Here is a 12,219-nt window from a genome sequence, read left to right on the forward strand (position 1 = left end):
TTACACCCCTTTGTCTCTTTGGGAAGACTTATAATCCTCCCATTCCTGTTTATTTTTAGAGTTAATCCATCTGCCGTATTCCTCTGAATTCAACCATTTGACGTACTGCTGATAATCTTTCCACTCCTGATACTCTCTGGAATTCTTCCAGAAATTGAATTCTTCCAGCATCGTCCACCTTTTAAACTCTTGAAATTCAAGCCATTTATACAGGTTTATACTTCTCCCGTAAAGGTTGTCGTAGACTTTATAGTACTCGTAATCCCTTCCGTACTTTGGTCCAGGCAACGCAATCATCTCCTTAATGTACCACAGTTTATAGTACATTATATGAGGATTGCGTAGAAAAGTACTAAGCCTGGACTACGTGTTCGTGCTCATCGTGAGGCCGAGTGCTAACGCTGTTAGACCACTTGCCGCATTTGTCGCCCCACCGCGCCACCACTATGTCGTTCTGTATAAACTCCACCACTTCGCACATATTGGGGCATCCGTCGCAGTCAAAACCGTTGGTCTTATACGTGAATTCCGTGACTTTGAAACCTTTAAAATTAGTGGCTTTATTTCTCACAGCATCTTTTGCAAGCAACGCGGCCCCTATAGCTCCCATTACGCCATGGTATTTGGGCACTATGACCTCCATCCCCAGCGACCTTTCAAAAGCCGCTTTTATCCCCTTGTTGGCAGCAACTCCACCCTGAAACAAAATAGGTTCCTGTATATCTTTTCCTTTACCTACGTTGTTGAGATAATTCCTTACCAAAGCCTCGCACAAACCATTTATTATATCAGGGAGGCTGTAACCCAGCTGCTGCTTGTGTATCATATCGGATTCGGCAAATACCGTGCATCTTCCCGCAATCCTAACTGTCTCCTTAGCCTTTAAAGCCATGTCTCCAAACTCTTCGATGGGAATATTCAACCTGTGGGCCTGTTGATCCAGAAAAGATCCTGTACCCGCCGCACATACCGTGTTCATGGCAAAGTCTGTCACGATCCCGTTTCTCAATATTATAATTTTTGAGTCCTGCCCTCCGATCTCAAATATGGTTCGCACGTCAGGTTTTATATGGGTGGCCGCTACAGCATGGGCCGTTATCTCGTTTTTCACTATATCAGCACCGATTATAAGCCCAGCCAGTTTTCTGCCACTTCCCGTAGTCCCTGCCCCAACTATCTCCACATTCCCAGGCATGGCCTCCTGAAGCAATTCCAAGCCTTTTAAAACCGCTTTTATTGGTTGTCCCTGCGTCCTTATATATATACTGGTTATGACGTCTCCTGATTCGTCCACCAGCGCCAGATCAGTACTCACAGAACCCACATCAACTCCAAGATAAGCCTTCACTTGATACCGCCTCCTTACTGTCCCGTTTCTTATGTAAAAGATCTATAAAGGCTTCCAGCCTCGTCTGATAACCTGCTGTTCCCGTGTTTTCATCATAGCTTAAAGACATAATAGGCACATTCATGTCCTTGCTTACCCTCTGAAGTATGCCCTGGGCCACTATCTCAGGCGTGCACGTAAAAGGAAATATGTGTATTATGCCATCGCATTGGCCAGCGTATTTTACGGCATTTCCTATGGAATTTACCCCATGTCCTCCTATATGCCTTTTAAGATACGGCCTGGCGTATTTCTTTATCCTCTCAAACTTCCACACAAATACACTGGACATCAAGTAGTCACTTAAATACTCGGTCTTTATCACTTCAGCGCCCAGCTCGTTGAGTTCTTTGTATATGTTCTGGCTCGGATATGGCTCCAGCAGGAAGTATATCTCACCGATAACAACGATTTTTAACGGGTCCCTATCGTCTTTTTCCTCTAAAGATCTCAGCGCTTCTATCCCATCTCTCGTAACCTTTTTTATCTCCTTCACTGAGTCGGCTTCATCCAATTTGTCGATATACTTTTCAAATATGCGAGTAGCCTCGCCTCTCTTCCTCTCATGGGCACGGGAAATCAAAAGCTGCCTCTCCAACCTATCTGAAGATACGATTTTTCTCCAAGCAAGATTGAGGCCGTGAAGTACGTTTTTTACAGTGGCTTTAGGAAAAAGCGGAGCCAAGTCCTGCAAAAATCCTTTTAAATCGCGGTCAGGAGGGTCTACCACCACCATCTTTACATCATATCCCAGATCTCTAAGTATTTCTTTTTGAACTTGGCCATAATAGCCAAAACGGCACGGCCCCACGCCTCCCAGCATCACTATTGCCTCCGCGCCCTTTTCTATCGCTTCAATGTAATTCCCTACATTGATTTTCAATGGCAAGCAGGCCAGCTCCGGCGAATGCTGCACACCTATATCCAAGGTCTTTTTGGTTATAGGTGGAGGCACTATAACCTCTGCTCCCAGATGTTCAAAAAGGCACTTGAGTGCAATACTTAAGCTCCCCATGTGAGGAAACGTAATCTTCATCGCCCCACCGCCTCCTTTAGCCTCAAAAGGTCAATAAAAGCCTCTAACCTCGTCTGGAGGCCCGCTTCACCCGACTGTTCGTCAATAGTAAGGCACAGTAGCGGAAGCGTCTTTTTTCTCTTGTATTCCCTCTCTACCAGCTCTTTTATAAGGGAATCAGGGCCGCAACCGAAAGCAGTCACCATAATGACACCATCCACATTCTCCTCGTCTAGAAAATAAAGCCCAGCACCCAATAGCTGTCTCCCGTAAGTCCAGAACATGTCCTTTTTAAAATGAGACGCTCCCTGGGCGATCTGCTCTTCCGTGAGCATATCAGCAGTAATTACCTGGCAACCCATGTCATTAAGCCTGTCTATTATCGACATATTTATGTAGTCATCGTAGATATCGTACGAATGACCAATAAGTCCTATCCTCATGCCATATCGCCTCTTCTCAGGGCTCACGTGGGCCCCAAAGAGGATTTTAAGGGCATCGTTGGCCGTCGTCTCCTTCAAAAGCCTCTCGTATTCTCTCTGCACCCTATCCGCCTTATCTCGGGCTTCTTTTATCTGGTGTACATCCTTTGTAAACATTCTGCCCAGCCTTATAACTTCCCTATCAAAGGCCTTTTCTCCTTTATAAAGATTTACTTCCATTTCTATAACAGGGGGAATATCGTCCAGCATCGCTTTCACCAGATCGGGTAAACCCAGGAATTTGGCACATAGATACCTATTCTTCTCTACGCTGACTATACGGGGTACAAATATACAATCAACGCCTTTGCCTTTTAAATCCAGTATATGCCCAAACATCACTTTGACAGGCAGACATGCCTCATCAACGCTGTTCTTTACCCCTGCATCCAGAATAGCCTTGTTGGTCCTGGAAGACACCACTACTTTGTTTCCCAACGTCTCAAGAAATACCTTCCACCATGGGAAAAAATTATAGTACAATAAAGCCCTGGGTACACCGATGACCACTTTAACACCTCCCATAATATCTTAGACATATACCGCATATATAATACCGTTGTCCTCACTCTTATTGTTTTACTATATTATACCTCAAAGTCAAATATTTTCACCAGTGAATTTTAAATGAGAGATAATATGGTATCAGCGAGCACTTCTTCATCATGGCGTATCAATCCCTTTACAACTTTAACCAGTTCCTTGCTTACCACTGTACCATATACATCTACACCATCGGGATATACAGGATAAGCACCATCTTTTTGATAAAACTTTAAAAGCTCTAAAGGAATAGGCATGCTATTGGCCACAATGTAATCAAGCTTTGTTATCTTACCTATCCTCATAAGTTCTTTAACATGGTCAGAAGCCGTATAGCCATCAGTCTCCCCGGGCTGTGTCATAATATTTAAAACGTATACCTTTTTAGCCGTAGACTTATTAATTGCCTCCGATACGCCTGGTATCAGAAGATTGGGCAATATGCTGGTATAGAGGCTGCCAGGCCCTAAAACAATACAATCTGCCGTCTCCAGGGCATTTATAACCTCAGGCAAGGGTTCCACGTCATCGGGTTGAATGCCAAGCTCCACAATACGAGTTTTTTTGGCCTTAGAGTATTCCGGTATACGGGACTCACCTATTATAACGCCCCCGTCCTCAAAAACCGCCTTTAGCTGTATATTCGACAACGTCACAGGAAGCACTCTACCTACCACAGCCAGCACATCACTCATACGCCTTACAGCCTCTTCAAAATTACCCGATATCCCATTCATCGCCGCAAGAAACAAATTGCCAAAACTTTGCCCTTTTAACATGCCCTCTGTAAAGCGATAATTTAAGAGTTTATACATTATAGGCTCTGTATTAGCCAAAGCCAATATGCAATTTCTTATATCGCCGGGAGGCAATATACCCAGATCTTGCCGCAGCATACCTGACCCTCCACCGTCATCTGCTACTGTCACCACGGCAGTTATCCTGGAGGTACGTTTTTTAAGCCCTCTTAAAAGGGTAGATAAACCCGTGCCACCTCCCAAAGCGACGATATTAACATCTTTTCCTCCCTCTCCCATATCGATACCTCTTTCATTTTAATATATCCCTATGCTCTACAAACACAGCGTAGTCATTTTTGCGCAAATAGTTGTACAGCTCGTTGGCAACAGTCACCGACCGATGTTTGCCACCAGTGCAACCCACCGCTATGACCAATTGCGTTTTGCCTTCTTTTACGTAATACGGAATTAGAAATTGCAGTATGTCGTATAACTTGGCCATAAATTCTTTAGTTACAGGAAAGCTCAACACATAATCCCTCACAGGAGCATCATTCCCTGTTAAATCCTTAAGCTCCTCTATATAAAAGGGATTAGGTAAAAACCTGACGTCAAAAACCAGATCGGCATCCAGTGGAATACCTGACTTGTAGCCAAAAGAAACGACTGTTATAACCAATCCTTTAAATTTTCGCCCCTCTAAGAATATGTTGGCCAACTGCTCTCTCAGCTGTGAGATAGTCAGGTTAGAGGTATCGATTATCGCTGTAGCTTTATTGCGTATAGATTCTAGCCTCTTTCTCTCGTCATGTATAGCCGCAATAACCCTTCCATCGTGGGCAAGAGGGTGCTTGCGCCTGCTCTCTTTATACCTCTTTATTAGCGCGGTATCGCTGGCTTCCAGAAACAATATCTCATATTGGTAATTCATTTTCTGCAAATACTCAAGGCTCGAATTGAGGTCATCAAAAAATTGCCCTCCTCTTAAATCAATAACCAGCGCTACTTTGTCTATTTTTTTTGATTCCGTAAATAGCTCGGAAAGCTTGGGAATCAAAGATGGAGGCAAATTGTCAATACAAAAATAACCCATATCCTCCAAAGCTTTAACAGCCTGGCTGCGCCCCGCTCCGGATAAGCCTGTTATTATGACAAACCTCATCTGTTCCTCTCCCCTTGTAACCTTCTATTCTCCCACAATTTTAACCTCAGGTTCCAGCTCTACCCCAAATTTATCGCGTACGGTCTTCCTCACATGCTCTATCAACCTCAACACGTCGTCAGCCGTGGCGCTGCCCAGATTTACTATGAATCCAGCGTGTTTTTCAGAAACTTGGGCATCGCCAATTCTAAAGCCCATTAAGCCAGCTTCCTGAATAAGCTTACCGGCGTAATAGCCCGCCGGCCTTTTAAATACACTACCAGCACTGGGCTGAGATAACGGCTGTTTAGCTTGCCTCCTATGAGTAAAATCATCCATTAGGGCTTTTATGTGACTGCAGTCACCTTTTTGCAATTTCAAAACGGCATTGAGCACAATTTTACCGCTACCTTGTAGTGCTGTCTTCCTGTATCCAAAATCCATATCAGCTTTTGTGTAGGTAAAAACCTGTCCATTTTCATCCATAACAGTACACTTTACAAAAATATCCTGTATCTCATAACCGTACGCCCCGGCATTCATCATCACCGCACCTCCCAGCGTGCCTGGGATACCAGACAGGCCCTCCATGCCAGAAAGTTCATTCTTTAAAGCAATCCTGGCCAATCTTGAAAGCAAGATGCCAGCTCCCGCTTCTAAATTTTCACCATCCACTGTAACCCGGGAGAAATTATCAGCTATTTTTATCACCACGCCCCTTATCCCTTTGTCCTTTACCAGCAAATTAGTGCCATTGCCCATAACAAAGTAAGGAGTGCGGGTTTGTTTGCACCAGATAAGTACATCTCTTAATTCATCCTCATTTCTCGGTAAAACCAGATAATCAGCCTTACCCCCTATTTTAAAAGACGTGTGTCTGCTCATCAATTCATCTTTAAGCACCACGGTTATATCCTCGAGTTTTTTTGCCATACTACTTCCCTTCTACGAAAAAATGTTCTTTTTTTATTATATCATATACTAAAAAGATGTAAAATTAAACAAAAGCTTTTAAAAAACAAAAAGCCTATACCTTCAAAAAGGTACAGGCTTTTGCATCAAGACTATGATATCACCTGAAAAGCGACACAAAAACTAATGTTATGGTGCTTATGAGCTTAATCAACACGTGTAGTGAAGGACCTGCTGTATCTTTAAAAGGATCTCCTACCGTATCACCTACAACTCCTGCCTTGTGGGCATCAGATCTCTTACCACCATAATTGCCTAGCTCTATAAACTTCTTGGCATTATCCCAAGCACCACCGCTGTTATTTAAAAACAATGCCATAATCACACCTGCGATAGTTCCAACCATTAAAAATCCGCCAGCAGCCTCTTTTCCAAGAAGAATACCCACCAAGATAGGCGTAATTACGACTATAAGGCCAGGGACAACCATTTCTTTTAAAGCGCCCTTCGTGACGATATCTACGCACTTAGCATAGTCAGGCTTAGCTTTGCCTTCCATTATACCCGGAATCTCTTTAAATTGCCTTCTAACCTCAAGGATGACGTACTGTGCAGCCCTGCCTACAGCGCGTATAGCTGTAGAGCTAAACAGAAATACTATCATAGCGCCTACAAACGCACCTATAAAGACCTCGGGTTTTCCAATATCTACAGCAAACCAGGACGTAAGCGGTTTGCCCAATATCTTCTTTACCTCATCCAGGTAAGCCGAGAACAGTAAAAAGGTAGCCAGAGCAGCCGAACCCACTGCGTAACCTTTAGTCAACGCTTTTGTAGTATTGCCACACGCATCCAACCTATCTGTCACAAGCCTTATGCTTTCAGGTGCTCCCGACATCTCGGTGATACCGCCTGCATTATCGGTGATAGGCCCAAACGTATCCATAGCTAGTATATATGCCGTAGTGGAAAGCATACCCATCGTGGCAATAGCAGTACCGTAAAGTCCTGCACTGGAAATACCAGGTAATGCAGCTTCGCCCAGTTTATAGGCGATGAATATTGCCAGTGATATAAACACCACAGGAAGCGCCGTAGATTCCATACCTACTGAAACGCCTGTGATTATATTCGTAGCAGGCCCTGTAGTTGAAGCTTTAGATATCTCCTGAACAGGCCTCTTGGTCACAGAGGTATAGTAGTCGGTTAAAAACACAAATATATAGCTCAATATCACACCCGTGACCGCTGAACCATATAATAACCAGTAATTAACTTCCCTTCCATCAGAAAGCTTACCTGACAGCATGGACTTTACCACAAACACGAGAACAATTAAATTTATTATCGTGGTCACTAAATAACCTTTGTTCAAGGCCTTCATGGGGTCTTTGGACTCATCCTTTGCATTTACAAAAAATATCCCTATTATAGATGCAATTATACCTATAGCACGGGCTACAAGAGGAAACAAAATGCCTTTCCACCCAAATATAGGATACAAAGCTACGCCCAGGATCATAGCGCCTATGTTCTCAGCGGCCGTAGATTCAAAAAGGTCCGCACCTCTTCCCGCGCAATCCCCTACGTTATCTCCTACCAAGTCCGCTACAACAGCAGGATTCCTGGGATCATCTTCTGGAATGCCGGCTTCTACCTTTCCTACTAAATCCGCACCTACATCAGCCGCCTTGGTGTATATACCTCCTCCCAGCTGTGCAAACAGCGCCACAAAAGACGCTCCAAAACCAAAACCCACAATCAAAGAAGGAGCTTCTTTTATGAGGGATTCATTACCCGACATCCCACCGTAAAGCAAGAACAGTGTAGCAACTCCTAAAAGCGATAAGGCAGTAACCGCAAGCCCCGTAACAGCTCCACCCCTCAACGCTATCTGAAGGGCTTTATTCAATCCAGACCTGGCACCGGCTGCAGCTCTTATATTTGAGTTAACAGCCATATACATGCCTATGTAACCAGACACAGCCGAACATATGGCGCCCATAATAAACGCAAAGCCTATACGCCATGCGAAATCGCTTGCCACATCGCTACCTTGAGAGAGATGGCCAAAATAATTGGCAATAACAATTATCAGCGCCACTATCACAGCCAATCCACCTATGGTCTTGTATTGCCTATTCAGGAAAGCCATAGCACCCTCTCTTATAGCGCCAGCAATCTCCTGCATTTTTTCATTGCCCTTTTCCTGGGCAAAGATAAATCTGATCAGGCCACATATAACCAAAATTGCTATAACTATAACACCGTAAATTAAAGCAAGATAAGTACCCAATGACACCAACTCCTTTAATTATTGTATGTTGCTACTGATTTTGATGCAAAACCCTTTCTTTACACCAAAATCAAACCCATTTTATATTATAGTAAAATACTGATATTTAGTAAAACGCTTTATTTTTTTATAAGCAGCACTTTTCAGAACAAAAAGGACTATTTTCTCTTTTACTCTCTCTATTTCTCATTAAATCTCGATTTTAAACATCTTTTAAATTTTTCTACTGATGTGTTTACAATCAGGTCTTCAGGAACCTCTGCTTCTCTTATGACCTCATAAGCCTTGTCAAACCTACCTATATCAAAAGCTATATGAGCATCGCTGCCAAGGGACAGCATAACTCCATAATCTCGAGCCAGCCGTGCAATATTCAGACAATTTTCATAACTACCTTTTCGACTGCCCATAAACGTGCCGTTGTTGATTTCTAAAATCTTACCGTACTTTTTAGCGGCGTTTACTACAGCTTCCTGATCAATGGGATATCTGGGATTGCCCGGATGAGCAATGATGTTAACATAAGGATTTTTTATAGCATTTATCATCGCTTCCGTGTTCTCTTCCACGCTACCACCTGGATAGCATATCTCGTGAAGGCTGGCGATCACCACATCCAGTTTTTCAAGGTATTTTTCAGATAGGTCAAGCTTTCCATCGTATCCCATTATATTGGCTTCAACACCCTTTAAAATCTCCACACCGTAAATATTGTCTGGAATCACCCTTAAGTTACCGAAAAAATACTCATGAGGTCCTCCTGGCATAGCAGGACCGTGTTCAGTGATGCATATAAGCTCAAGGCCCTTGTCGGAGGCTACTTTAGCCATTTCTATAACAGTGCTGTAAGCATGGCCTCCTGCTATAGTATGGCTGTGCGTATCCAATACAAACTTCAAACCCTATCACCCTTCCTTTCCGCTCTCTATTTGCTGCAAAAGTCGCTTATTTAATTCCTGGGCGGCATTGTAGCCCATGGACTTCTGCCTATGATTCATGGCCGCCACTTCCATTATTATAGCCAGGTTTCTACCAGGCCTTACGGGTATGGTGAGTTTTGGAAGGTTTATGCCCATGATTTCCATGTACTCGTCCTCAAGGCCCAACCTGTCATAGTATTTTCCTTCCTGCCATTCTTCCAGTTGTACCACCATGTCTATCTCTTTGCTGTTTCTTATGGCGCCGACGCCGTATAGATTTTTAACATCTAGTATGCCGATACCCCTGATCTCTATAAAATGCCTTATCAATTCAGGAGCAGCACCTATTAGGGTATTCTCACCAACTTTCTTTATCTCTACAGCATCATCTGCCACCAGGCGATGACCCCTTTTCACCAGCTCCAATGCCGTCTCGCTTTTACCGATGCCGCTTTCGCCTAAAAGAAGCATGCCCAATCCGTACACGTCCACCAATACTCCGTGGAGTGTTATCCTCGGCGCCAGTTCTTCATTTAAGTAGTTGATCAACCTGTTTATAAATTTAGTGGACTCCTGACTTGTCCTCAGGAGATACCTCCCATATTTTTTAGCAGCGCTCACTATTTCAGGCCTTATTTCCAGCCCTCTTGTTACCACAAGACATGGTATATCGTAGCTGAAAAACTTATCAGCCCTTTCTTTTTTCAATTCATCGCTTAAAGACGCAAAAAAAGACGTTTCAACCATACCCATAACCTGTACGCGCTCATAAGCGAAATGCTTATAATAGCCGTCTAACTGCAATCCCGGCCTGTTTACATCTATTGTCGTTATGGGGATGCTGTCTTTTCCTTCCACGATGATCTCCAGTTCCAGGTCTTTTATCATTTTTTCCACAGTTATACTAATCGACAATTTGATCCCCCTTGTCCTTTTGGCCTCCGCTGTGAAAAAACTCGTAAATGGAAAGGGCTACTTTGCTATTTATGCCTTCAACCTTTTTAAGATCATCCAGCGAGGCATTTTTTATATCTTCAATAGAGCCAAAATGTTTCAAAAGGGCCTTTTTACGGGCTTCTCCTACCCCTATTATATCATCTAAAACAGATTTTGTAACGGACTTACTGCGCAAGATCCTGTGATATGCAATAGCAAACCTGTGGGCTTCTTCCTGTATCTTAGCTACCAGCCTAAAAGCCCGCGAAGTCATCGACATGCTGATTTCCCCGCCTCTATATATCAACCCTCTGGTCCTGTGCTTATCGTCTTTTACCATGCCACATACTGGTATATCAATATTCATATCTCTCATCACATCAAGGGCAGCATTCACATGGCCCTGGCCACCGTCAATTAATATGAGGTCAGGCATCCGCGAAAATTTATCATCGTCTTGTCTTCTGGCGTGCTCAAACCTCCTGAACAGCACCTCTTGCATGCTGCTGTAATCGTCAGGACCTACTACAGTCTTTATTTTAAATCGCCTGTAATCCTCCTTCCTAGGTTTACCATTTTCAAACACCACCATTGAGGCAACTGATTCGCTTCCTTGGACGTTGGAAACATCATAAGCCTCTATCCTATAAGGTGCAGCGTCAAGCCCTAGCATATCTGCCAATTCCAAGGAAGCTTTATCAGTAACCGCATTGTTCTGTTTTTTGTCTAAAGCAGCAAGGTCCATTGCTTTCTCAAGGGTATCTTCTGCGTTGTTTTTCACCATTTTAACTAAATCCAATTTTTCCCCTCTCTTAGGAACAAAAACCCTCACTTTAGATCCCTTAATATCGGAAAGCCATTGAGACAATACCTCTTCCTCTCCTGTCTCACACATCAACAATATTTCTTCAGGTATAAAAGATAAACCCGAATAATACTGTTTGAGAAAACCGGCCATTATTTCACTATCGTCCAAATGTTCTGTGTTTTTTAAAATATGGCTATCTCTATCTATGAGTTTACCTTTTCTTATGAAAAATACCTGCACACATACCCTGTCCCCCTTGCGCGCCAGAGCCACCACATCTACGTCGCCCATATCCAGCTTTAAAACCCTTTGCTTTTCCATGAGTTTTTCTATAGCGGATATCTGATCTCTTAACCTGGCAGCCCTCTCAAAATCTAAATTATCTGAAGCTGCTTTCATCTCTTGTTTCAAAATATCGATAAGCTTATCCTGCTTCCCGTCTAAAAACATGCTCACATCGTGACAAATCCTACGGTATTCTTCATAAGATATCTTTCCTGTGCAAGGCGCCGAGCATTTCCCTATGTGGTAATAAAGGCATTCCCTCATTTTGCCTTTCTTTTTGTCTACATCCACATTGCACGACCTTATAGGGAACATCTTTCTTATTACGTCTATGGTTTCTCTTACCGCATAAGCGCTGGAATAAGGCCCATAGTATTTAGAGCCATCTTTAACCACTTTCCTGGTAAACATTATCCTGGGATACTTCTCATTGGTGATTCTTATATAGGGGTAGTTTTTATCATCCCTGAGCAGTATATTGTACTTGGGCTTGTTCTCTTTTATTAGATTGCACTCCAGTATAAGGGCCTCCAATTCCGATGCGGTTATTATATACTCAAAATCGGCGATATTGTTAACCATTGCACGCACTTTTGGCGACTGATTTTTGCTGTTCTGAAAATACTGCCTTACCCTGTTTTTAAGAGAAATTGCCTTGCCCACGTATATTATCTCATTTTTGTCGTTTTTCATTATATAAACACCTGGTTTTTCAGGCAATGCTTTTAACTTCTGCTGCAAATCCTTCATGTCA

The 12,219-nt window shown here is 43.1% G+C and carries 11 protein-coding genes; all 11 read right to left on the reverse strand.

Going from position 1 to position 12,219, the window contains the following annotated elements; all coding sequences use genetic code 11:
• Window positions 1–288: a hypothetical protein gene (locus tag CALPO_RS13180; protein ID WP_051585812.1), complete on the reverse strand. Its 288-nt coding sequence runs from the start codon at window positions 286–288 to the stop codon at window positions 1–3.
• Between the two features lie 64 nt (window positions 289–352).
• A complete protein-coding gene (locus tag CALPO_RS0103550) occupies window positions 353–1,348 on the reverse strand; it encodes an acyl-CoA dehydratase activase (protein WP_026486097.1) in 996 nt (331 codons plus the stop codon).
• Window positions 1,326–2,423, reverse strand: a complete 1,098-nt coding sequence (locus tag CALPO_RS0103555) for a 2-hydroxyacyl-CoA dehydratase (protein ID WP_026486098.1) — start codon at window positions 2,421–2,423, stop codon at window positions 1,326–1,328. Before CALPO_RS0103555 ends, CALPO_RS0103550 begins: the two co-directional genes overlap by 23 nt.
• On the reverse strand, window positions 2,420–3,394 hold the full coding sequence (locus CALPO_RS0103560) for an acyl-CoA dehydratase activase-related protein (RefSeq protein ID WP_407638205.1): 975 nt from the start codon (window positions 3,392–3,394) through the stop codon (window positions 2,420–2,422). The genes CALPO_RS0103555 and CALPO_RS0103560 overlap by 4 nt, the downstream gene beginning before the upstream one ends.
• Before the next feature lie 113 nt (window positions 3,395–3,507).
• Complete coding sequence (locus CALPO_RS0103565) at window positions 3,508–4,464, reverse strand: gluconeogenesis factor YvcK family protein (RefSeq protein ID WP_026486100.1); 957 nt, start codon at window positions 4,462–4,464, stop codon at window positions 3,508–3,510.
• A 13-nt stretch (window positions 4,465–4,477) separates the two neighbouring features.
• Entirely contained in the window at window positions 4,478–5,329 is an 852-nt protein-coding gene (rapZ, locus tag CALPO_RS0103570; protein WP_026486101.1) for an RNase adapter RapZ, read from the reverse strand.
• 24 nt (window positions 5,330–5,353) lie between these two features.
• Entirely contained in the window at window positions 5,354–6,241 is an 888-nt protein-coding gene (gene murB, locus CALPO_RS0103575; RefSeq protein ID WP_026486102.1) for a UDP-N-acetylmuramate dehydrogenase, read from the reverse strand.
• Window positions 6,242–6,380: 139 nt separating this feature from the next.
• Window positions 6,381–8,516, reverse strand: a complete 2,136-nt coding sequence (locus tag CALPO_RS0103580) for a sodium-translocating pyrophosphatase (protein ID WP_026486103.1) — start codon at window positions 8,514–8,516, stop codon at window positions 6,381–6,383.
• Window positions 8,517–8,695: 179 nt separating this feature from the next.
• Window positions 8,696–9,415, reverse strand: coding sequence for a phosphatase (locus tag CALPO_RS0103585; RefSeq protein ID WP_026486104.1), 720 nt, complete (start codon window positions 9,413–9,415; stop codon window positions 8,696–8,698).
• A 6-nt stretch (window positions 9,416–9,421) separates the two neighbouring features.
• Window positions 9,422–10,345, reverse strand: a complete 924-nt coding sequence (hprK, locus tag CALPO_RS0103590) for an HPr(Ser) kinase/phosphatase (protein WP_281172738.1) — start codon at window positions 10,343–10,345, stop codon at window positions 9,422–9,424.
• Window positions 10,341–12,215: an excinuclease ABC subunit UvrC gene (gene uvrC, locus CALPO_RS0103595; protein WP_026486106.1), complete on the reverse strand. Its 1,875-nt coding sequence runs from the start codon at window positions 12,213–12,215 to the stop codon at window positions 10,341–10,343. The genes hprK and uvrC overlap by 5 nt, the downstream gene beginning before the upstream one ends.
• Window positions 12,216–12,219 lie beyond the last annotated feature (4 nt).

Source organism: Caldanaerobius polysaccharolyticus DSM 13641 (assembly GCF_000427425.1).
Classification (GTDB): domain Bacteria; phylum Bacillota; class Thermoanaerobacteria; order Thermoanaerobacterales; family Caldanaerobiaceae; genus Caldanaerobius; species Caldanaerobius polysaccharolyticus.